The sequence below is a fragment of the Microbulbifer weihaiensis genome, assembly GCF_048323715.1.
In the GTDB taxonomy this organism is placed as follows: domain Bacteria; phylum Pseudomonadota; class Gammaproteobacteria; order Pseudomonadales; family Cellvibrionaceae; genus Microbulbifer.
In genome coordinates this window covers 248,411-270,593 of sequence record NZ_JBLWFL010000004.1, presented here as the reverse complement: position 1 = coordinate 270,593, position 22,183 = coordinate 248,411, and the positions used below count along the sequence as shown (strand labels likewise).

General features: G+C 54.5%; 21 protein-coding genes. 11 read left to right on the top strand and 10 right to left on the bottom strand.

Annotated features, from left to right (window positions below; genetic code table 11):
• The first annotated feature begins 29 nt into the window (after nucleotides 1-29).
• The 4 genes from ACNKU7_RS05825 to ACNKU7_RS05810 all read left to right on the top strand — a co-directional run bounded on the left by ACNKU7_RS05825 (nucleotide 30) and on the right by ACNKU7_RS05810 (nucleotide 3,375).
• On the top strand, nucleotides 30-365 hold the full coding sequence (locus ACNKU7_RS05825) for a PepSY domain-containing protein (RefSeq protein WP_418296025.1): 336 nt from the start codon (nucleotides 30-32) through the stop codon (nucleotides 363-365).
• 44 nt (nucleotides 366-409) lie between these two features.
• On the top strand, nucleotides 410-1,084 hold the full coding sequence (locus ACNKU7_RS05820) for a response regulator transcription factor (RefSeq protein ID WP_418296024.1): 675 nt from the start codon (nucleotides 410-412) through the stop codon (nucleotides 1,082-1,084).
• Between the two features lie 3 nt (nucleotides 1,085-1,087).
• Entirely contained in the window at nucleotides 1,088-2,446 is a 1,359-nt protein-coding gene (locus tag ACNKU7_RS05815) for an ATP-binding protein (protein ID WP_418296023.1), read from the top strand.
• A 110-nt stretch (nucleotides 2,447-2,556) separates the two neighbouring features.
• The gene (locus ACNKU7_RS05810) at nucleotides 2,557-3,375 is read left to right on the top strand and encodes a polysaccharide deacetylase family protein (protein WP_418296022.1); all 819 of its coding nucleotides are present in this window, start codon (nucleotides 2,557-2,559) and stop codon (nucleotides 3,373-3,375) included.
• 10 nt (nucleotides 3,376-3,385) lie between these two features.
• Here the strand turns inward: ACNKU7_RS05810 and ACNKU7_RS05805 are convergent, their stop codons facing one another.
• From ACNKU7_RS05805 to ACNKU7_RS05785, 5 genes are all read right to left on the bottom strand, one after another.
• Nucleotides 3,386-4,456, bottom strand: a complete 1,071-nt coding sequence (locus ACNKU7_RS05805) for an MJ1255/VC2487 family glycosyltransferase (RefSeq protein ID WP_418296021.1) — start codon at nucleotides 4,454-4,456, stop codon at nucleotides 3,386-3,388.
• A gap of 77 nt (nucleotides 4,457-4,533) precedes the next feature.
• The gene (locus tag ACNKU7_RS05800) at nucleotides 4,534-5,007 is read right to left on the bottom strand and encodes a phosphatase PAP2 family protein (protein ID WP_418296020.1); all 474 of its coding nucleotides are present in this window, start codon (nucleotides 5,005-5,007) and stop codon (nucleotides 4,534-4,536) included.
• A 196-nt stretch (nucleotides 5,008-5,203) separates the two neighbouring features.
• The gene (locus ACNKU7_RS05795) at nucleotides 5,204-6,271 is read right to left on the bottom strand and encodes a saccharopine dehydrogenase family protein (protein WP_418296019.1); all 1,068 of its coding nucleotides are present in this window, start codon (nucleotides 6,269-6,271) and stop codon (nucleotides 5,204-5,206) included.
• A 51-nt stretch (nucleotides 6,272-6,322) separates the two neighbouring features.
• Complete coding sequence (locus ACNKU7_RS05790) at nucleotides 6,323-6,535, bottom strand: DUF1653 domain-containing protein (protein ID WP_418296018.1); 213 nt, start codon at nucleotides 6,533-6,535, stop codon at nucleotides 6,323-6,325.
• A 19-nt stretch (nucleotides 6,536-6,554) separates the two neighbouring features.
• Nucleotides 6,555-6,875, bottom strand: a complete 321-nt coding sequence (locus ACNKU7_RS05785; protein WP_418296017.1) for a DUF3301 domain-containing protein — start codon at nucleotides 6,873-6,875, stop codon at nucleotides 6,555-6,557.
• Between the two features lie 56 nt (nucleotides 6,876-6,931).
• Here ACNKU7_RS05785 and ACNKU7_RS05780 point away from each other — a divergent pair, with 56 nt between their 5' ends.
• Nucleotides 6,932-7,627, top strand: a complete 696-nt coding sequence (locus tag ACNKU7_RS05780) for an SDR family oxidoreductase (RefSeq protein ID WP_418296016.1) — start codon at nucleotides 6,932-6,934, stop codon at nucleotides 7,625-7,627.
• Here ACNKU7_RS05780 and ACNKU7_RS05775 read toward each other — a convergent pair.
• The 3 genes from ACNKU7_RS05775 to ACNKU7_RS05765 form a co-directional block, all read right to left on the bottom strand.
• Entirely contained in the window at nucleotides 7,600-7,896 is a 297-nt protein-coding gene (locus tag ACNKU7_RS05775) for a GIY-YIG nuclease family protein (protein WP_418296015.1), read from the bottom strand. The two genes, ACNKU7_RS05780 and ACNKU7_RS05775, sit on opposite strands and share 28 nt — an antisense overlap.
• 33 nt (nucleotides 7,897-7,929) lie before the next feature.
• Complete coding sequence (locus tag ACNKU7_RS05770) at nucleotides 7,930-8,790, bottom strand: PA0069 family radical SAM protein (RefSeq protein WP_418296014.1); 861 nt, start codon at nucleotides 8,788-8,790, stop codon at nucleotides 7,930-7,932.
• 204 nt (nucleotides 8,791-8,994) lie between these two features.
• Nucleotides 8,995-9,258 carry a helix-turn-helix domain-containing protein gene (locus ACNKU7_RS05765; protein ID WP_418296013.1) on the bottom strand — a complete coding sequence of 88 codons (264 nt, stop codon included), beginning with the start codon at nucleotides 9,256-9,258 and terminating at the stop codon, nucleotides 8,995-8,997.
• A gap of 58 nt (nucleotides 9,259-9,316) precedes the next feature.
• Between ACNKU7_RS05765 and ACNKU7_RS05760 the strand changes: the two genes are divergently transcribed.
• From ACNKU7_RS05760 to ACNKU7_RS05750, 3 genes are read left to right on the top strand one after another with little or no spacing between them, the layout of a single operon-like run.
• Nucleotides 9,317-9,853 carry a hypothetical protein gene (locus ACNKU7_RS05760; protein WP_418296012.1) on the top strand — a complete coding sequence of 179 codons (537 nt, stop codon included), beginning with the start codon at nucleotides 9,317-9,319 and terminating at the stop codon, nucleotides 9,851-9,853.
• Between the two features lie 5 nt (nucleotides 9,854-9,858).
• Nucleotides 9,859-11,319 (top strand): DEAD/DEAH box helicase, encoded by a 1,461-nt coding sequence (locus ACNKU7_RS05755; RefSeq protein ID WP_418296011.1) that lies wholly within the window; start codon nucleotides 9,859-9,861, stop codon nucleotides 11,317-11,319.
• 58 nt (nucleotides 11,320-11,377) lie between these two features.
• On the top strand, nucleotides 11,378-11,839 hold the full coding sequence (locus tag ACNKU7_RS05750) for an HAD domain-containing protein (RefSeq protein WP_418296010.1): 462 nt from the start codon (nucleotides 11,378-11,380) through the stop codon (nucleotides 11,837-11,839).
• Nucleotides 11,840-11,905: 66 nt separating this feature from the next.
• Here ACNKU7_RS05750 and ACNKU7_RS05745 read toward each other — a convergent pair whose 3' ends face one another.
• Together ACNKU7_RS05745 and ACNKU7_RS05740 are read right to left on the bottom strand one after the other, a co-directional pair.
• Nucleotides 11,906-12,274, bottom strand: a complete 369-nt coding sequence (locus ACNKU7_RS05745; RefSeq protein WP_418296009.1) for a metal-dependent hydrolase — start codon at nucleotides 12,272-12,274, stop codon at nucleotides 11,906-11,908.
• 14 nt (nucleotides 12,275-12,288) lie between these two features.
• Entirely contained in the window at nucleotides 12,289-12,537 is a 249-nt protein-coding gene (locus ACNKU7_RS05740) for a hypothetical protein (protein WP_418296008.1), read from the bottom strand.
• 684 nt (nucleotides 12,538-13,221) lie between these two features.
• On the opposite strand from ACNKU7_RS05740, the gene ACNKU7_RS05735 reads away from it, so the two are divergent.
• From ACNKU7_RS05735 to ACNKU7_RS05725, 3 genes are read left to right on the top strand one after another with little or no spacing between them, the layout of a single operon-like run.
• Nucleotides 13,222-14,106 (top strand): WYL domain-containing protein, encoded by an 885-nt coding sequence (locus tag ACNKU7_RS05735; RefSeq protein WP_418296007.1) that lies wholly within the window; start codon nucleotides 13,222-13,224, stop codon nucleotides 14,104-14,106.
• The gene (locus ACNKU7_RS05730; RefSeq protein ID WP_418296006.1) at nucleotides 14,106-19,406 is read left to right on the top strand and encodes a DEAD/DEAH box helicase; all 5,301 of its coding nucleotides are present in this window, start codon (nucleotides 14,106-14,108) and stop codon (nucleotides 19,404-19,406) included. Before ACNKU7_RS05735 ends, ACNKU7_RS05730 begins: the two co-directional genes overlap by 1 nt.
• On the top strand, nucleotides 19,406-22,177 hold the full coding sequence (locus ACNKU7_RS05725; protein ID WP_418296005.1) for a helicase-related protein: 2,772 nt from the start codon (nucleotides 19,406-19,408) through the stop codon (nucleotides 22,175-22,177). The genes ACNKU7_RS05730 and ACNKU7_RS05725 overlap by 1 nt, the downstream gene beginning before the upstream one ends.
• Nucleotides 22,178-22,183 lie beyond the last annotated feature (6 nt).

Sequence of the window (22,183 nt, the reverse complement as noted above, 5' to 3'; positions counted from 1 at the left end):
CGGCACTTTGAATTAACAGGAGCTGCATTGTGAAACTGACCGGCGCCATTATTTTTGTGGTCGCATTGCTGTTGAGCCTGACTCCGCCGCCTTCGCAGGCGGCCGCGGAGCGGGCTTATGATGTCCCGTATCGGGCGGGTCTGGAGCACAGTGCGGCCCCTCACCGGGCTATCCGGGTGCAACAGAAAGGCATTTCCCGGGATGAAGCCGCATCGATCGTGAAGCGGCGCTATGGCGGCAAGATTCTCGCGATCAAGGAAATACAGAAAAACGGCAAGAGCATGTACCGGGTAAAGGGGCTTTCGGACAAGAGCCAGGTTTACGTGGTGTACGTGGATAAACAGAGCGGTAGCATTTCCCGCTGAGCCGTGAGCGCCTGCCGAAGCGGGCTAAAAACAGAGGATTAGACATGCGCGCACTGTTGGTAGAAGACGAGAATGTCCTGCGCGATCAGCTGGCGGCGTCCCTGCGCAAGGCCGGTTATACCGTCGACGAAGCGCCGGATGGGGAGGAGGCTCTGTACCTGGGCCGGGAATACCCCTACGACGTAGCGGTAATGGATCTTGGGCTGCCGAAAATTGACGGTATTCAGGTGATCGAGACCCTGCGCAAGGAGTCACGGCACTTTCCCATCCTAATTCTTACTGCGCGAGGCCACTGGCAGGAGCGGGTGCGCGGGCTCGAAGCCGGCGGAGACGATTACCTGGTCAAACCCTTCCACAATGAGGAACTGCTGGCGCGCCTGAATGCACTGGTGCGTCGTTCCGCGGGTTTTTCTTCCCCCACCATCACGGTGGGCCCGATCACGCTGGATACCAGTGCGCAACGGGTAACCGTGGCCGATAACGAGCTGGAACTCACCTCGTTTGAATACAAAGTGCTTGAATACCTGATGTTGCACCCGGATGAGGTGGTGTCCAAGACCACGCTGACCGAGCATATCTACGAGCAGGATTGCGATCGCGACAGCAATGTCATCGAGGTATTTATCGGTCGGCTGCGCAAAAAACTCGACGCAGCTGGCGGTATCAAGCCGATCGAAACCCTGCGCGGGCGCGGCTATCGCTTCCGACCCGCGGATTAACCCTTGCTCGCGCGTCTGCTGCACTCCCTGTCTGGCCGTCTTTCGCTGATGGCGACGCTGGTGCTGCTGGTTTTCCTGGCGGTGCTTTCCAGTGTATTGGAGCGGGCCTATCGCACCTCGCTGGACGAGGCGAAGGCCCGTGAAATGCAGCTGCATATCTATACGCTGCTCGCCTATGCCGAACCCAATGGCGACAGCCTGGAACTGCCGCTTATTCTTCCCGAACAGCGATTCAACCAGCCGGACTCCGGCCTGATCGGTGCGGTGATGGATTCCCGCGGCCGGGTCATCTGGCGTTCCCAGTCTGCGCTCAGTATGCCAAATTTTTCCGCAATGCCACTGCCTCTGCCCCTGCGCCAGGGGCAGCAGGTATTTGCCGAAGTGCGGTTGCCGGATATGCCCACTCCCTACAGCAGTTTCCGCCAGGGAATCGCCTGGGGGCTGGACAATGAGCGGCAGTTTACGTTTGTGGTACTGGAGGATGCGGCGCCCCTGCATGCACAGGTGAGCCAGTTCAGCAGCACACTGTGGCGCTGGCTTGGCCTTGGCTCTCTCGCCCTGATCGCGGTGCAGTTACTGGTATTGCGCTGGGGACTTGCGCCGCTGCGCTCGGTGGCCAGCGCCCTCAAGCGGATGCAGCAGGGGGGCAGCGATACATTACAGGGCAACTTCCCGCGCGAGCTGGTGCCGCTCACGGACAACCTCAACCTGTTGATCGAGAACGAGCGCCGCCAGCGGGAGAAAACCCGGCACACACTGGCCGACCTGGCCCACAGCCTGAAAACGCCGCTTGCCGTCCTGAAGGGGATGGATCCTGTGGCTGACCCCAAGGGCGCGCAGGAAGTGTTGGCGGAACAGGTAAAGCGCATGGACAGCATCATCAGCTATCAACTGCAGCGCGCAGTGGCCAGCTCGCCCAAATCGATTTTGCGTGGCGTGGCGGTTCAGCCGCTGGCGGAGAAGATTCTGTCTGCTCTGGACAAGGTGTATCGCGATAAGACCGTGGATGCGGAACTGCTGTGTGGCAACGATGTGCTGTTCTATGGCGATGAAGGCGACCTGATGGAAATGCTGGGTAACCTGCTCGACAACGGTTACAAGTACGGCGGCGGCAAGTTGCTGGTGGAGATTGCCAATACGTTGGATCATCGCGGGCTTGAAATTGTGGTGTCCGACAATGGGCCCGGTTTGACTACCGCGCAGTGGGAACAGGTGATCCAGCGCGGAGTTCGGGCGGATCAGCAGCAGCAGGGGCAGGGGATTGGCCTCGCGGTGGTCGTGGATATTGTCGAAAGCTACCACGGCAAAATTGGCGTAGGCGCCTCGGCCCTGGGTGGTGCCGAGATCAAGGTGACGCTTTAAGTCGTCGGTGAGTGATCCCGGCGGTTGGGGAATTTTTTGCCCTGCGGATAGTTGGCGGCATGCGCACGCAGTGAATGGAACTCAAACAATAACCCGGCAAGGAAATGCAAATGTCTGGCCTTACGACGCACATCTACACTTTCACACTCTGCCTGCTGGCAGCCGCCGCGGCTCATGCCGCTGAAAAATCGTCTCCCTGGCCCGGAGGAGCGGAAGCGGCGGTGGTTCTGACCTACGACGACGCGCTGGATTCCCACCTCGATGTGGCCATGCCGCAGTTGGCACAGTTCGGCCTGACCGGCACCTTTTACCTGAGCGGGGCGCGCCCCTCCATCCGTCTGCGCCTTGAGGACTGGCGCAAAGCGGCAGTGGCGGGCCACGAGCTGGGCAACCACACCCTGTACCATCCCTGCAGCAAATCCGCGGCCGGTCGCGACTGGGTGAAATCCTGGCACGACCTGGATCGCTATTCCCTGGAACAGTTTATCGACGAGGTGCAGACCACCAACAGTCTGCTTACGGCCATCGACGGCGAGCAGGCGCGCAGCTTTGCCTACCCCTGTGGTGATATGCGTGCGGGGGGCGCGGACGTGGTAGAGGCAATCAAGCCAGTGGTGGTCGCTGCACGTTTTTTCTCGGAAGACGGCCTGCATGCCCTGGGCGACCCGGATTTTTACCGGCTGGAAGCCTATGACGGCGCCGGCAAAAGTGCGCAACAACTGATTGCCGTGGTGGAAGCGGCGCGGGCGAACAATAGCCTGGCGGGATTTATGTTTCACGGGGTTGGCGGTGACTACCTGAGTGTGTCCGCCGAGGCGCACCAGGCGCTGCTCGAACACCTGCGTGCGCACCCGGAACGCTATTGGGTAACCACCGTGCGCGAAGCCGTTGCGCACCTGGAACGCGCGCAGCACGTGCAACAAGAGTAAACGGGCCGGTTTATTGTTCCGTGGCTGCCGCTGTGCCCGTGGCGAAAGAGTGGCCGCGGCCGGGCGCCACGGCCTCCCAGAGACCGGCAGACAGGGTTTCCGGGGACTGGTGGCGACCTTCGGCAATCCAGCGCACGATCGTTGCCGCCACGTCCGGCCAGCGGATGCGGATGCCGGTTGGATCTTCTGTCAGCCACGCGCGAATACTGCGTGCATCGATCTTCTTTACCACCCGCGCCAGCCGCAGCTCCTGCAGCGCCATGGCGTTGGCCTCCTGCTCAAACTGGCCCTTCAGCGGGCGCGTGAGAATAGGTTTGCCGAGCGCCAGGGTCTCTGCGATCAACTCAAAGCCACTGTTGCAGATTACCCCCCGCGCACGGGCCACATCGCTGCGAAACCCGTCGACTGATGGCGCCTTGAGGGTAATGTTGTCGGCGTGAGGCAGTTCTTCCGGCAGGCCATAGACGACAAATGCGCAAGGCAGCTGCGCCAGTTCTTCCAGCAGCGGGGCGGCATGTTCAAACGGCAGGTATACCAGTACGTGATCGCCCGACGCAGTGACGTCGCTGGCGTGTGCAATCGGCGGCAGGATCGGATGTCCGAAGTGATACCAGTGCATCCCCAGCCCCACCTGCACCGGGGCAAAGTTTTTCATGATCGCGCGCGCCATCCAGCCGAACGCGGGGCGCGGGATGGCGTAATTGAATGCGTATTGGTGGCCGAGCCCGAGGCTGGGGCGCCGGTGTTTCTTTGCGGCCCAGGCACAGACGGGTTCAAAATCGCTGATGATCAGGTCGTAATCCTGCACCGGCAGTTCCCGGATATCTTTAAACAGGCGGCGCAGGTTCAGTTTCCGCGCCGTCGCCAGCTGGTCAATCCTGCCTTCACGGTGCACAAATGTGAGCCCCTCCCTCCACCAGTAATCGCCGAAGTCTTCCATGGCGAAGAGTTTTTCGGGCGGCCGGCCTGAAAACAGCCACTGTACTTCCAGTTCCGGGTACTGCTGAAACGCCCTGGCCATGGCGCGCGCGCGGGAAATGTGGCCGTTGCCGGTACCTTGAACGCCATAGAGAATCTTCAATGCAATGCTCCAGTCAGTGCCCGTGATGGGGCGGGTTTGAACTCAAGGGGGGCGCAAGTGTGGTGGCCAGCGAATCGCTACATCAGGTAGCCGCTCACAGCCAGCCCCACACCGGTACCGAGCAGGGCACCAGCGCATACATCGGTGGGAAAGTGCACACCCAGCCCGACGCGCGACATACCCACACCGGCCGCCCACAAGTAGCCCAGGGAGAAAGCGGGGTTGAGGCATTGGCTGAGCATAGTGACGAACAGGAAAGCGCCGGACGTGTGTCCCGAGGGCAAACTGAAACGGTCGTTGGCAATAATGATCGAGCGCAGGCCGGGGATGGCCTCGGGCGGACGGTTTCTTTTGGTGGTGTTCTTGATGGTCCAGTACAGGGATCTTTCCATCGCAAACGCGGCGCCACAGATGTACAGGAACTGCACTGCCACAGCGGTATTGACCAGCGCCAGGAGCAGCGGCGACAGCAGGTAGAGCCAGCCATCGGCCGAGCGCGACAGCAACAGGTAATTCCGGCGGGAGGCCGGCCTGGCAGCCCGCTCTGCCATTCGCAGTACCAGTGATACGTCTACTGCTTTAAGGGTGATAGGTAAGCTTCGCATGGGTCTAAAAGTACGAAGCAAATATTGCGCAGGCTTGAATGAAATATGTCAGGTATGTGAATTATGCGGAGGCAAGGCGGGCGGGGCGGCAAAATGGATGGGTTGGCAGGAGGCGCAGAAGCGCTTCCCGCCCGCTGGTTTATCAGTCGATCCCGAACTGGATTTTGCTGGAACCCGGTAGCTTTTCCACCAGATCGTGCCCGCAAAGTCTGGATGGGGTGAAGTAACCGCCGGATCCGTTGTAATTGAGCAGGAATTCCATAACGGCAAGCGAGCCGCTGACCGTTACATCGTAGCCGTTGGCGGTGGTGACTCGGCCTATCCGGCGCTCCCCGCGGCGATCGTTGCGTACCTCGCCCCACACCCAGGTTTTCTGTTCTGCGCGCTGGTTCTCGCTGGGGCCGCGCACTTTGCGATCTACCTTGCCCTTGAGCCAGTTCTGAACCCACTGCATACGCAGCAGCCAGCGCAGTTTATTCAGCTTTTTCATTTTCTTGGCCCGGCCCGGGCTCATGGGGATGTACACCTCGATATTCGGGATCTCAGTCGAGTAGTAGGCGGTGGCGACATCGCCCCAGGGAATGGCCACCGCGAATTTTTCGCCGCGCCCGAAATTGATTTGCCGCGTCAGTTCTCCGTGGGGGATGGTCTCGATCTGGCCGTTGCGGCGCACGGCGCCGCCAATGCCCAGGCTTTCGATCGAGGTTTTCGCGGTGCCGGGGCTCAGGCCTGAGTCCGAGTCAAACCCGAGGGTGAGATGCGTGGCGCTGGGCATGGCTTTGTGCAGTGCTGCGGCCAGGCAATCGGTGGGAATAACGTCGAAACCGGTACCCGGGCAGAGCACCACGTTGGCGGCTTTGGCCTCGCTGTCCAGTGCGTGGGCCTGCAGGTATACCGACATTTCGCCGGTGATGTCCTGGTAGTGGGTGCCACTGGCGATACAGGCGCGCATCATCGGCTCCGCGGTGGCCGAGAAAGGGCCGGCGCAGTGGATGACCACGGCGACATCGCGCAGTGTACGCGCCAGGACGTCTTCGTCATCGAGGCTCACGGCGATGGCCGGCAGGCCCAGCTCTGACGCGAGGGGCTGCAGTTTGCTGGCAGAGCGGCCGGAAAGAATGGGCTTCAACCCCTTGGCCACGGCTTTGCGCGCAATCAGTTCGCCGGTATAGCCGTACGCGCCGTAAATCATGATCTGCTTGTTGTTCACCGTGAATCCTTGTTGTTGTGGTTTTGTGGCGGCAACTGCTTGCGTTTTCGCTCAGTCGAGCGCTCGTTCGAGGGCGAAACGGGGAATGCGCTCGCCATCCTTCTCAATGGTCTCTGCGAACATGGCCAGGGGGCGGGCCCACACGCCGTACTCATCATACAGAGCGCGATAGACGGCCAGTTGTTCCCCGGTTTCACTGTGCGTGGCAATTTCCATCAAATGGTAAAGATTGCCCTTGTAGTGGCGATAGATACCTTTTTGCATACATTTCCTTGCGGGTCTGTCAGGCCAGGTGGTACGGGGAGAGCTGAATCTGGGTGATGCGCTGGCCGTGGAGCACGGCGATACCGCTGTAGCGGCGCTCCCCGGTGGAAGTGAACTCAAATTCGTACTGGCGCTGCAGGCGCACCTGGCCGCTGCGGTCGCGCTTGAGGCGGGTGCGTGTCAGCATGACGGTATCGTCCAGCAGCTGTACGCCGGTTTCTGCGCAGTGTGCCTTTACGATTCGCCTTACCCGGTCTTTGGCCGCCATCCCGGACCAGAAGTACCAGACAGCGAGGGTTATCAGGAATAGCCAGATCAGGTCGCCCAGTGAGTAATACATAGCCGTGTCGTTTTGCTATCTTTCGAGCGCGCAAGAATACCATTTGAGGAGGGACTATGCCCGGCACCATTTTCATCACCGGTTGCAGCCGGGGTATCGGCCTGGAACTGACGCGACAATTCAGTGCTGCAGGGTGGGATGTGATCGCCACCTGCCGAAATCCGGCCGCGGCCTGGGCGCTGGCCGATCTCGCGAATGAGTTTGGCAACATTGAAGTGCATGCACTGGATGTGACCGACTACAGGCAGATGGCGGATCTCGCCCGGCAGCTGGATGGCCGCCCGCTGGATATCCTCTGCAGCAACGCGGGCTATTACGGCCCCAAGGGGGTGGCTTTTGGCCATGTTGATATCGAGGAGTGGCGCAAGGTACTCGAGGTGAACACCATCTCGCCCTACAAGCTGGTAGAGACGTTCATGCCGAACCTGCTTGCGGGTAACAACAAGGTGGTGGGGGTGCTCAGCAGCAAGGTCGGCAGCATCGCCGACAACAGCTCTGGCGGTGGGTATATCTATCGATCGTCGAAAACCGCGGTCAATCAGGTCGTCAAAAGCCTGTCCGTGGATCTGGCGGGGCAGGGCATCACTGTGCTGGCATTGCACCCGGGCTGGGCCAGGACGGAAATGGGCGGGCCCAATGCATTGATCCCGGTAGAAGAAAGCGTGGCTGGCCTCAAAAACCTGTTACTGCAGGCAACCCAGGAAAGTAGCGGCCATTTTTACAACTACGACGGTTCCGAAATCCCCTGGTGATCGGCCAGCATCGCCGCGCCGTTCTGGATCAGCTGCTCCTTCTTTTTCTTTGACCAGCGCTTGATCTCGGCCTCCAGCTTGAGCGCGTCGGACTTGCTGCGCATACCGCACTGGAACTCCAGTGACAGGGGGCCGCGACCGCGCAGCGCCTTGGCCGCTTTCGGGCCTCCGCTGTCGTGCTCGGCAAAGCGGCGCGCTACATCGCGGGTAACCCCGGTGTACAGTGCGCCGCTATTTGTGCGTATTAAATAAATGAACCAGCCGGCCAAAACAATTCCAATATCCAGTTTTACTTACGTCACTCAAAAGAGACTCTGCTGATCCCCGGCCTTGGGTGGCACTGTAAATCTTTGGCAGTCGAGCGCAGACCTGATTTGGTTCAGGCCGAGCTTGCGACAGCTTACCCGAAACCGCTGTTCCAGTAATTGTGCAAAGACCCCGGTACCGGTCTGGCGCTGGCTGAAATCACTTTGGTAGTCGCGACCGCCGCGGCTCTGTTGCACCAGGCTCATGACATGCTCGGCCCTGTGCGGGTAATGCTCGGCGAGCCACTGCCGAAACAGCGGCGCCACCTCATAAGGCAGGCGCAATAGGATGTAAGCAGCCTGATCGGCGCCGGCATCCCGGGATCGGCTGAGGATTGCTTCCAGTTCTGAATCATTGAGGGCGGGAATGATCGGCGCCGCCATGACCGAGGTGGGGACACCCGCTGCACTCAGGGCCTCAATCATCCGCAGGCGCGCGGCGGGGCCTGCGGTGCGGGGTTCCAATGCGCGCTTGAGTCCGTTGTCCAGGGTCGTGACACTGATCGCGACCCGGGCCAGGCCGTCGGCCGCCATCTCGGCCAATAGGGGCAGATCCCGCAGGATCAGCTGCCCCTTGGTGACAATGGTCACCGGATGCTGGAAACGTTGCAGGGTCTCGAGGATTTCACGGGTGATACGCTTGTGCTTCTCAATGGGCTGATACGGATCCGTGTTGGTTCCCAGCGCGATCGGCGTGCAGCGGTAGCCGGGTTTGCGCAGGGCCTGTTCCAGCAGCTCAGCGGCGTTGGGCTTGAAGAACAGGCGCGTTTCAAAATCCAGCCCCGGGGAAAGATCCATGTAGGCATGTGCCGGGCGCGCATAGCAGTAGATGCAACCGGTGCTTATCTCATTAGTCAAGTGTTTGGGTGATGTGTGTCTATATTGCTATATTCTTTCGTTCCTGTGCGATACAGATTGAACCATGGTCATGCGTAATCTAGTGGTTCATGGAGCAATTCGGCTACATGCTACATGTAGGAGTAGTGGAACCATTGCTTGAGGTGATCTGCGTTCAGTGGGGCGTAGGGGGAGCTATGAGAGCTAAAGGGCGAAACTGGTGCTTTAGTTCTTCTTGCCTCTACTTTTTGTAAGAGCTTCTATCAAAACATCGACCCCTTCATGGGGGTCTGCCTGTAGCACCAGGCAATACTCTACAAATTCCGCGATGTCAATCCGCTTCCGCTCCTGTTCAATCTTTCCAATGATCGAGTGATGTCGGCCTACGAGGTCAGCTGCTGCGCGGATAGACAAACCCCGCTCCTCCCGCTGCTGTTTAAGCCATTCGCGGAGCTTCTCGTGTTCGTATGAGTAGTGGGTTCGCTTCATTGTCTCGATGTTAGAGACGAAGTACAATGGCGCGAAATTCGAGACACTTAGATGTATTATGAAAGCCTTGAAGGTAAAGCCCGAGATTGTCTCCCTACTACGCTCGGGGAGATTTGAGACCTTTTCTGTACCCCGGTTCAGGGATGCATATCAAGAGCTGGTTGGCGATACCTCCAAGCCAAAGAAAGTAGTCAGTCAGCTAGTAAAGCGACACCTACGTAAGCTGGAAGAGTGCGGAGCTGTCGAGCGGATTAATACTGGCAAGCCTTATCCGATCGAGTACTGTATAAAAGATCGTTCGCGATTGGAGTCGCTGACGAATACTCGTACTGGCACAGATGGTGCACCGATAGCGGCGGCAGAGTCATTATCTGCCGAAGTAGTGCGTACCCTCAGACAAAAGCTGAACAAATATCGTACAGATATGCTGTCGGCAACGGGTGCTCTCGAGGAGTATGAGGCTATTGTCCAAGCAGAGCCGATCCTGAAATCTAGGATTCAGGGCCAGTACGACAAGACCCGAGAGGAATACGCTAAAACTCTTGGGAAAGTAAGAGCTTTAGAGTCTCTGATAGACCTCAATCCGGCCCCTTAATCACTATGAACCTACGACGTTGGCAGTCCGAGAGTATCTCTCGGGCCTTTGGACTGTATTGCTCAGGCTTTCGCCACTTCATGTGTTTGGCTACACCTGGGGCTGGAAAGACTGTAATGGCATCCGTTCTCGCTAAGCGGCTGTTTGACGCTGGCATGATCGACATGGTGCTGTGTTTTTCGCCTGCGATAGTGGTAGCGGAAGACTTTCGTCGAGAGCTTGAGGACAGTACTGGCAGGAGTTTGAGCGGACGTATTGGTGCAGGCGGTTGCTCTCTGACTTATCAAGCGATGAGCTCTTTGGACACTTCTTTTTGGGAGATCCTAGACAGCTATCGAGTTTTCGTGATTTTTGATGAAATCCATCACTGTGCGGCCGACCAGGAAGGGAAGAGTAATAGCTGGGGAGAAACTATTCACCGCAATATCCGTGGCAGAGCTCTGTATTCACTTGCTTTGACGGGCACTCCATGGAGGTCGGATAACATTCCTATTGTATTGGCGGATTACTGTAAAGAGTCGGGCAAGGTACATTGCGACTATCGTTATGGTTTAGCTGAAGCAATCTATGATAGCGTTTGTAGGGAACCGAGAATTATCGCGGTTGATAACTCTAAAATATGTGTTACAGATGGCCCTGATTCCCATTGCTATTCCTCTTTTTCTGAGTTGCTATCGGACTCAGATTGTAGTTACCAGGATCTTCTTGATAACGAAACATTAATCACTGAAATTCTTCGTAGAGCGGCCGACAGACTGGAAAGGTTGAGAAGTAAATCTCCTAATGCTGGAGGGCTTATCGTTGCAACTTCCGTTAGTCATGCGCGAAAAATTGCTCACTTGCTGCGTAGAGAGCTCAATGTGACAGCGGAGATCGCAACGTATGTCGATAATAATCCGTTAGCAACTATTCGTAATTTCCGTAATAGCAGCAATAAGTGGATCATCTCTGTAGGCATGATCAGCGAAGGCACGAACCTGCCGCGTCTGAAAGTATGTTGCTATTTAACTCGTGTAAAAACGGAGCTCTATTTTCGCCAAGTACTCGGGCGAATCCTTCGCGCTACAGAGGAGTCAGGTGAGAAAGGCTATCTGTTTATGCCTGCCGAGCCGACTCTAGTCGAATACGCTCAGAGGGTATCTGAGGATATTCCGGAATCAAATATTCTAACGTTTAGTTCCATTTGCTCGGGCAGTCAAAGAAGTTATGTTTCTAACCCGTCTCACTATGATCTGGATGGCACAGGATGTGATAATCGGTCGGAAGTAGAAATTTCTATTAATTCTGATGATGAGCTAGTTGGATCCTTAACGACAAGCGATTCCTTGGCGACACTGGCTCAATCATATGAAGCAAGTATTAATATTTCCGGAAGCTTCGCTCAGAAGCTGGTAGAAATAAGCAATAGTGACTTTGGCTCCCGCGCAACGTTATCTCCTGAGCTATTGCCCCATCCATTAGGGTAATCATCGTGCTAGGAAAAGCTTTGCGTTGTGTTCTAGTGACTGAATACGCTGAAGGTTGATGGACGCTCGGTTTGTTTTCTTGGATTTCGATGGTGTTGTACATCCGGCGGGCCAGGTGGTGCCTCTCCCCTGGAGTCAGGTCAAGCCATTAATTGGAACACAGTTTTTCCTCCCGGGTTCGGTGACACAGCTTCGTTCGCTTTGTCTACAGACCGGAGCCAGGATTGTAGTTACTTCAACTTGGCGCCTTGAATTTCCGATCTCGGTATTTCAACCGATATTTGGTGACTTGATTGTAGGCAGTACTCCGCTCGTGAGTCGGATACCGGCTGGTATGCCAATGCGTTGGATGGAAATTCAGGCATTCCTAGCAGACCAGGATAAGCCATCGAGATATGTGATCATCGATGATCAGGCCGGCCTTTTTCCTCTGGACCACCCGCGAACTATTATTACTGACCCGCGATCTGGCTTCCTCGAAGGAGATTTCGAGCTGGCCCTGTCCATACTCCTCGGTTGAAGTGGCGGAGCCCTTCATAGAGTCTCTGGATCTAACGCCGTTGGACTAAAAGCTTGGCTCTGTCGCTTACAGTTTGCCGATAAATGGCAGTGATTTGGCGGTTAAAGCATCCAGCGCCAAATGGCTGAGATACGCGGCCCCGCCTAACAGCAATAATCCTCGTAGCATTTTATCGAGATTGTTCTGCGGATCCCATTGATAAGCCTTGTACACACCGGTTCCCAGTAAGCTCAACGTAACGATACTGTGAAAAAACTGCCGATGGTTAGGGTTTCCCAATGATGGCTCGATAATATCGGGTAACCGACCAAGAAATGCACCCAGAGGCATCGCTGCTGCCGGGTGATGCAACATCGAGGCTTTATCCTCCGCGTCACTTTGTGTGATAGCCAGTGCTGCAATTGCACCGGCGAACTGGTGAGTTGGACCGTTCATTCTTGCTCCAATCTTTATTTCAATTTTTTCTTTATGGTTTCGATCAGCTGGTCACAACACCCGGATATTTCAAGGCTCAAGGACTCAAGATTGCGTCCCTTCACTTTAATCTTCGGAGCCTGGCCATGAGTGGGGCATCGCGCTGAGCCAACGGACTTTTTGATAGATTCCTGCACAGACTGTAAAACAGCGACTTCCAGAGCGTTGCCCATATTGCGTGGTGACACCTTCCTGCCGTTTATTTCAAACGAAATATCGATCATCACGGTTTCCTCAGCTGAATGTATATTCTTTCCAGGGGATGCGACTCGGGTGGACGTTCCTTAGAAAATTTACAATATCCCGACGACCCCAGTAGCTTGGAGTGCCGCGGCAGTCTTGCCCCATCAGCACAATAGGTATGCCCGGGAACAGGGGTTGGAAGGATTGAGCAGCCTGCAGACACTGCATCTGCGAATTCATGATGTGCTGTTTCACTATCGCAATTGCAAACGTTACGCCTTGTTCTTTGATGACCGCACCTTGGAGTTTAACCATCGGGATGTCTCTGCTATCCGCCATTAGGTGAGGCCCCCCAGGATCTGCAGGGGCCGCCCATTACTTTTCTTTCCGCACGCCCTTAAACGGGTCCTTGCTGGAAGTCTTCACGTCCATAAAGCGGCCAGTGGCCGTATCCCGCTTTACATAATTGCCAGACGGGGTTTTGGTTTGGGAGCGGCCACGAACTGCGCCATTACGATGACCGTCGCCCTTGGGAGGATTTGTTGCCATGAAAGTCTTCTCCGGATGAGTGAGGAGTCAAAGCCATCTATGACCCTGGCTGTAGAATATACTGATCAAAATGATGATGTCAACAGATACAAATAGTTACCAGTTGGAAAAGTATTACTATGTGGCGTCAAAATAGTGCAAAATCCCAAGGTCTTAATCAGGGGAGTTAGGCTAGGGTGGATTTATCTGACATCAGTCAGGCGCAACAAGAGCGCCTGTCACATATCGACTTTCGCACCTTCTTCCTCGGCGAAATTGGCCGTAGCGATCTGGTTGCCCGCTTCGGGATCGGGGAGGCGGCTGCCACTCGCGATATCACCCTATATAGAGAGCTGGCGCCGACGAATCTGGATTACGACACCAAGCTGAAGTCGTACGTCAAATCAGAATCCTTCCAGCCTCTCTTCGAATACTCGCCACCACAGGTCTTGGCGGCCCTTTCCCAGGGGTTTGGAGAGGACTTCATAGGTAGTCACAAGCCCATGGTGCGGTGTGAGACGCCCGCAGAACTCAACCGGCCGTCACTGCCAGTGTTAGCTGTTCTGACTAGGGCCATCTACCACAAAAAAGTGGTGAAGATTCAATATCGCTCTATCGGTTCAGGGTTGAGTGAGCGTGAAATCGTTCCTTTTGTATTAGTCGACAATGGTCTGCGCTGGCATATTCGGGCTTTCGACCGCAACCGACAGGCTTTTATCGATTTCGTGGTCACGCGAATCTCAGATCCTGTAATTGTTTCTGATGAGCCTAAAGAGCACGAATCGAGTGAGGCTGACATTCAGTGGAACCGAATTGTTGAAATGAATTTAGTGGCGCACCCGAACCTTGCCCATCCTGAAACTATCGAGATGGATTATGCGATGAAGGATGGCGTGCTTAAGGTGAATGTTCGTGCAGCTGCTGCGGGCTATGTGTTAAGGCGATGGAATGTAGATTGTACTGAGAATCACAGCTTGCGAGGGTCTGAATACCATTTGTGGCTTAAAAATTGGCAAGCCCTTTATGGTGTTGAAAACCTAGTTATTGCGCCCGGATACGAATTAAGCAAAGGAAACAATTAATGGACAACGTGTTTAATTTTAGGGATGAGTTGATCGAAGAATACAGTTCGTTTTCCCGAAGCTTTGTATCAATCGCAGCCAGTGACATAAAGAATGTCGTTGAACACGAATACTCAGAAGGCCGTTACTGGCCGCAACCGCTAATACAGATTAACCCTAACTACCAGCGAAAGGGAACAGTTCAGGAGCTCTCCAATGACGGAGTTTTGCATCCAAAGTGCGGGGATATTTTTCGTACCGGAAAAACTGAGGGCAAATCAGGCCCTCTTTTTTTGTACAAGCATCAACTTGAAGCTCTGGCAAAAGGGCAGCAGAAGCAAAGCTATGTAGTGACTACCGGTACAGGTTCTGGGAAGTCGCTTTCGTTTTTTATACCTGTTGTTGATTCCATTCTAAAAGGTAAAGAAGCAGATCCAAAACCAAGAACCAGGGCCATCGTCATTTATCCAATGAATGCGTTGGCCAATAGTCAGCTAGAAGAGTTGGATAAGTTCCTGGTTGATTTTCCGGCTGATGATAGACCATTTACGGTTGCGCGTTATACCGGGCAGGAAAGTCGCACGCAAAGAGAGTATATAGCCGATAATCCGCCGGATATTCTGTTAACCAATTTCATGATGCTCGAGCTTATCTTGACGCGCTATGAAGATGTAGACCGTCGTGTGGTGGAAAATTGCAAGGGTTTAGAATTTCTGATCCTAGATGAACTTCACACTTATAGAGGTCGTCAAGGGGCAGATGTGGCGGTTCTGGTAAGGCGGCTCAGAGAGCGTTTGTCTGCAGAAAGCATGACCTGTATTGGTACTTCTGCAACCATGTCGAGCACAGGCAAGCAGGTGGATCGAAATCGTGTTGTTGCTGAAGTTGCTACTAAACTCTTTGGTTCCAAAATATCCGAGCACGATGTTATTGGGGAGACCCTTGAAAGGGTAACCACCCCTTCGAAAGATGTTAATTCGATTCGGCATCTCCTGAACATCGAGATCCAAAAGGCGAATTTTTCCTGGGAAAGTTTCGAAGCCTTTAAAGATTCGCCATTGGCGATATGGGTAGAGTTAAATCTCGGAATAGAAATACCTGAAGACGAGCCGCCGAAACGCGCGAAGCCGAAAACCCTTGATTCCGCCGCGGGCTTGCTCGCAAATGATGCGGGTGTAACGCAACAGGAAGCCTCTATAGCGCTCCAGAAATTTTTAGTCGCGGCCCACGATGTTAAAACACCCCAAGGTCGCGCTCCCTTTGCTTTCAAGTTACATCAGTTCATTAGTGGTCCCGGCAAGGTTCTGGCAACACTTGAGCCCAGTGGCGTCAGAGCTATTACGCTTGATGCGCAGCGATTTGCTCCAGGGCGGCAAGAACAAGCTATTCAACTTTATCCTACGCATTTTTGTCGAGATTGTGGCCAAGAATATCACCCGGTTTGGAAGACCACTCATGGGCAAATCAGGTTTGACCCAAGGGACATAGGTGAAATTACAACCGCGGATAATGATGAGCTAAATTTCGGATTTCTTTGCCCGGTAGCTCCAAAACTGAACTTCAAGGGCGGTCTTGAAGACCTTCCTGAATCGTGGCTGGACTTCTCAAAAGCTGAACCAAAACTGAAATCCAGCTACAAAAATGCCCGTCCGATAGAATTTACTATCGATCCTCAAGGCGTTGAGGGTAGGGGAGAGCGGTATTGGTATATCCCCGGTAAGTTTCGTTTTTGTCTGTGTTGTGGCCAGCTTCATGAAGCCCATGGTAAAGACATTAATCGTCTTGCCAGTTTGTCTGGTGAGGGCCGTTCATCGGCAACAACAGTTCTAACCCTTTCGGCGCTGCGTCAGCTTTTTTCGACTGAGGAGTTACCTGAAGGTGTTCCTGACCCAAGGAAACTCCTGGGATTTTCTGATAACCGGCAAGATGCGGCTCTTCAAGCAGGGCATTTTAATGATTTCGTTTTTCTCCTCACACTTCGGGCGGGCTTGATTGGGGCGCTTCAGGCCAATCAAGGACTTTTGGATGAGGAGAAGCTGTCTGAGGAGGTCTTCAAATCGCTGGGTTTCAGTGGTGTTGACGAGGCGACCTTGGCCGAATATCTAAAAACGCCAAAGTTAATGGGACTGGCCAGGCAAGAAGCGCAGAGAACACTGCGCTATATCATTGGCTATCGGCTCATTCGCGACCTTCGCCGGGGCTGGCGCTTCAACAACCCAAATCTTGACCAGCTGGCCTTACTTAAAATCGACTATCGTGGCTTGGAAGAGTTCTGTGCTGAGGAAGAACTGTTTAAAGGCAGTAAGAACTCTGTACTGGCAAAACTCAATGCATTCAACAGGGCCAATCTATGTCGAGTCCTTTTCGATGAAATGCGTCGTGCGCTATGTCTTGAAACTCGCTATCTGGATTCTGTTGAGCAGGATAAAGCACGAAACAGCGCCTTTAGTTATTTGAATGAGCGTTGGGCATTCGCTTCCGACGAAAAGTTAGAAACTTCCAAATTTCTAATTTTGACGAAGCGCCCCGAATACAAAGGCAAGCCAAGAAATGATCTGGTCTCTGCTGCAGAGAGATCGCGAATTTTAAAGATCATAAAGAATGCTGACTTCTGGAAGTCTACCTCATTCGCAGGGCAGGTAAGCAGCTGGAAGGATGCGGAATGGGTCGAGATTGTTGCCGCGCTTTTGGAGATGGCTGTCCTCTATGGTTATGTGCAAAAGCACAGTGTGGAAAAAGGTTTAGCTGGTTTTCGCCTGAACGCATCCGCATTGGAGTGGTTGCTCGCTGACACTGCTGATGAGGAAAGTAACTCCACCAACCAATACTTTCGCCAACTTTATCTGAACCTGGCCGAATTGCTCAAACAGCCAAGTCACCCCTTGTTTTACTTCGAGGCTCAGGAGCATACCGCACAGGTTGATGCCGCTCGTCGCCAGCTATTGGAACAGCGTTTCCGTTACACCGAGAAAGACCAAAAAGAGTGGTTGGAAGAACCCGGCCACGAAACGCCGCTAGAGCGGCTACCGGTGATGTTTTGTTCGCCAACCATGGAGCTTGGTGTAGATATTTCCGCGCTGAATACTGTGTATCTTCGGAATGTACCCCCGACGCCCGCTAACTACGCGCAGCGCAGTGGTCGCGCTGGTCGGTCCGGCCAGCAGGCGCTGGTGATTACCTATTGCGCGTCACTTAGCCCCCACGACCAGTGGTTTTTCCACAATGCGAATGAAATGGTTCATGGGGTGGTTAAAGCGCCCACCCTCGACCTGGGCAATCGCGAGCTAATTGAAAGCCACTTGCATGCAGTCTGGTTGGCTGCAGCAGAGGTAGAGCTAGACAGCAGTATTGCTCCCATGGTTAACCTTGAAGAATCAGCCAAGCCGCTAAAGACGGCATTAATGCAGAAGTTGTCTGATCCGGAAGTAATAAAAAAGGCTAGAACTTCTGCCCAAGGTGTGATTAAGCAGCTGGAACATGAGTTGAATACCAGCCACTGGTTCACCACAGATTATATTGACTCTGTCATTAATCAGGCCCCCCAAAACTTTTCAGGGGCCCTAGACCGTTGGCGCGCTCTGTTTGATGCGACTCGTAAACAGATGGATATGGCGGAGGCTATCGCCAAGAGCCACACCGCTACTGATCTGGAAAGAACCAACGCGAAACGACGCTGGGGCGATGCCGCCAATCAATACGGCATATTGCTAAAAACCGGCAACACTCAAAATTCTGACTTTTACACTTACCGATACCTGGCCAGTCAAGGGTTCCTGCCTGGCTATAACTTTCCACGGCTGCCTCTCATGGCGTGGATCCCTGCTCGCGGTGGTCAAACTCCGGGCAAAGATGATGAAGGTAGCATGGTCAGTAGGCCACGTTTCTTGGCATTGTCCGAGTTCGGGCCGCGTAGCCTTATTTATCATCAGGGCAGAATGTATCGTGTTGTGCGGGCCAAGCTGAATGTCGGCAATAGCGAACACATTTCTGGCAATAGCACTTTGTCCACCATTACCTCTCGAGTTTGCAGCCAATGCGGTTATGGTCATCTAGGGCTGCCGGGTGGTGAAGAACCCTTGGTTGAGCGCTGCGAAAACTGTGATGCCCTGTTAACAGAAGAAGATTGGGTGAAAGAGCTTTATCGCATTGAGACCGTAGAGACCCTTCCCGTCGAACGCATTTCCATTAACGATGAGGACCGCCAGCGTCAGGGTTTTGAGCTGCAGACTACCTATCGGTTTCTGCCTGGGCCAGATGGGAAAATTCAGCAGCAAAAAGGGGTTGTGAAAGCCGAGGAAGAAGCGCTAGCGGAATTGACCTACGCACCTGCCGCGCGAATCTGGCGCATAAACCGAGGCTGGCGCCGCCGTAAAGATAAAAATCAACTCGGTTTTTATATAAACCCAATTACCGGAACCTGGAGTAAGCAGGACGACCCTAACAGCGAAGATGACACCAGTAATGACGAAGGCGCCATGGAAAAAGTGGCGAATCAGCGCATTGTGCCTTTTGTGGAAGATCATCGAAACCTGCTGATCCTGCAGCCGGTAAAGCCACTCTCTATTGAAACTATGGCAACCGTGCAGGCCGCATTAAAGCGCGGTATTGAGATGACCTTCCAGATTGAAGAGTCTGAGCTAGTTGCGGAGCCGCTGCCCAAGCTGGATGACAGAAAATCTCTGTTGTTCTACGAGGCCGCTGAAGGTGGGGCAGGTGTCCTTACCCGCCTGGCCTCAGAGCCGGAAAGCCTGGCGCTGGTGGCTAGCAAAGCCCTGGAGATCATGCACTTTCAAAAGCCGCAAGGTGATTGGAATACATCCCAACTGCCGGAATTGGAGAAGAAGGACGAATTGAACAACGCGCTGTGCGAGGCGGGTTGTTATCAATGTTTACTTTCTTATTTCAATCAACCAGATCATGAAAACATCAATCGCCGCAACGCGGATGCTTTGGCGCTATTAGTGGCATTGGCCAATGCCAATGTAAAACCTGCGCAGCAACCGGCACAGCCGGTACCTGGCACAGGTGATAGCTTCAAAGATAGTGACTCAACAGGGCAGGCATGGCTGAACGCCGTCGATGAACAGGGATGTAACAAGCCCGATGCCACATTCGTCCCAGTGTCCGGAGGCGCTGCCATCGCCACTGCACAATATAAGCGTGCCCGAACATTGGTATTTACTGAGATGCCAGCGGCAGAGATTATTCAACAATTGACCGACAAGGGTTGGTCCTGTATCGATGCCTCAGATCCGACCGGTTGGAGCAGTCTGTTTAGCCATTTCACCGATGTTTTTGGTGGAAGCGAGGAACAAGTCTAATGACGCAAGAATTTAATTATCAGCCCGGCAATTTGGTACACGCCCGAGGCCGCGAATGGGTAGTACAGAATGAATCAAGCCCTGAATGGCTAAGGCTTCGGCCGTTGGGCGGAACCGACGACGACATTGTTGCCCTGGTTCCGGAACTAGAACTGGAGCCGGTAAAGTCGGCAACCTTCCCTTGGCCGGATGCCGAAAAACCCGGCAACCACTCCGGCGCTTTATTGTTGCGTGATGCACTACGGTTGAAGTTGCGCACCGGGGGCGGTCCATTCCGTTCCTTTGGCAACATTGCGGTTGAACCTCGTGCTTACCAGTTGGTACCTCTTTTGATGGCATTGAGGCTGAGTACGGTGCGCCTGCTGGTCGCCGACGACGTGGGGATTGGTAAAACCATTGAAGCCGGATTGATCGTTCGCGAGCTGATGGACCGCGGCGAAATTTCCAAGCTTGCGGTGCTGTGCCCGCCTCACTTGGTGGAACAGTGGCAGTCAGAACTTGAAAACCGCTTCAATTTGCATGCCGTGGCGTTGACGTCAGCCACAGCAAGTCGAGTTGAGCGGGAAGTACCCCATGGTACCAGTCTGATGGATCACTTTCCGATCGTTGTCGTAAGTCTCGATTACATCAAAAGCGAGCGCCATCGGGAGCATTTTCTCTCCATCGCACCAGAATGCATTATTGTCGATGAAGCCCATACCTGCGCAGCGTCCGGGCAGGGCAAGCAATTGCGCTTCGAGCTGTTACAGCGTCTGGCAGCCAATGAAGAGCGCCACTTGATCCTGTTGACAGCGACACCCCACTCAGGCGACGAAACGGCTTTTTATAACCTGATATCGCTGTTAAACCCCAAATTTTCCGATCTGCAGAATCGCACATCCGCAAGTGACCCGCTTCGGCAAGAGTTGGCCAGGCATTTTGTTCAGCGCCGCCGCAAAGACATCACTGAATGGCAAGCGGAAACCAATGATGGAGCCGGCTTTCCCCGCCGTATGAAGGCCGAAGTCACCTATAAACTCAGCGGTGATTGGGGCGGCTTCTTCGATGCCGTGCAGAACTACTGTGTTGAATTGGCTGAAAGTGTTGAGCAGCAGGGCGAAAACGATGCACGCCTGATCTGGTATGCCACGCTAGCCTTGCTGCGCTGCGTTGCCTCCTCCCCTGCGGCCGCAGTAAAGGCCTTGAGCAATCGCCTGGAAGGCGTGCAATCGCCCGATGAACTGTTGACCGATGAGCGTATACACGATGGTGAAGCTGATGATCTGTCAGCTTCCGACATGGAGCCGCCGGCACAATTGAGCAATCAGGCATTGCAGGGGCTGATCAGAGAGGCCGAACGCTTGAGTGGTAAGGAGGGCGACCCCAAGCTGGCTGCACTTATTCAGCATACGGAAGCTTTGGTTAGGGAGGGCTTTCATCCTGTCGTGTTCTGCCGATATGTCGCCACAGCGCATTATGTGGCTGAGCACCTGCGCAAACAGTTCCCCAAAGCCACCATCGAGTCTGTTACTGGCGAGCTCACACCTGAAGAACGCCGCCTCAAAGTGGAAGAGATGGTCGACGGCAACCAGCGTATTCTGGTCGCCACCGACTGTCTGTCTGAAGGTATCAACCTGCAACACCTGTTTACCGCCGTGGTGCACTACGATCTTGCCTGGAACCCCACCCGCCACGAACAGAGGGAAGGTAGGGTCGATCGTTTTGGTCAGCAGGCCAGCGAAGTGCGATGCACCATGCTCTACGGGCAAGATAACCCCGTAGATGGATTTGTGCTGAATGTGATTCTTCGCAAAGGGGAGGCGATTCAGAAAGAGCTGGGCGTACTAGTACCTATGCCGGAAGACGACACCCGCATCAATCAGGCGCTGGTAAAGGCTGCCCTGATGAAGCGCACTGCAGGCAACGCTCCCTATACCCCTGATATGTTTGCCGATGCCGAAGAGTTACTCGCACCAGTTGAGTCGCAGTGGCAAGACGCACTCGCCAAGGCCAAAGCTAATCGCACGGTGTTTGCCCAGCGCAAGATTAAGCCCGATGAAGTGATGCCGGAGTGGCAAAAGCAACAAGAGTCATTAGGCACCCACGAAGATGTCCAACGCTTTATTAAAACCGCCTCGGCCCGCCTCAATGCGCCATTGGAAGCCGCCCGCGGAAATCGCTTTCGCTTTCTGCCGCAAAGCACACCCGAAAACCTGCGTCAGCGTTTGGCCGATGAAGGCATAGAGCAACCACTCACCATCGATTTCAATGAGCTGCACCGCAGTCACCCGCTGGTTAGCGTTCTGGCCGATCACCTGATTGAAGAGAGTTTGCAGGGTGACAGTAATCTGGCCGCCCGTAGCGCCGCTGCTGAGACCGACAGTGTCGAGGTCGTTACCACCATTTATCTGCTGCGCCTGCGCCACCAACTGGAGTATGTGCGCCGCCGCGAACCTTTCCAGCTGATGGCCGAGGAAACCGTCGCATTCGCGGTAAAGGGACGCACCAACCCGCAATGGCTAACCGGCCATGAGGTTAGCCGGCTGCTTGAATGCGTGCCCACCGGTAATCTTCCAAAAGAGGCCATGACACGGGAGATCAATCACGCAATCGACTTCCTCAAGGCAAATCAGCAAAAACTGGAAGCTCTGGCGACCGATCGCGCTCAGGTGCTGCTGAATGATCACAAACGCGTGCGCGAAGCCGCGCGCGATGTCGGTCAATACAGTATCAAGGCCTGCTTGCCGGTGGATGTGATTGGCGTGTACGTACTGCTGCCTGACGCGCTCTAAGGAATA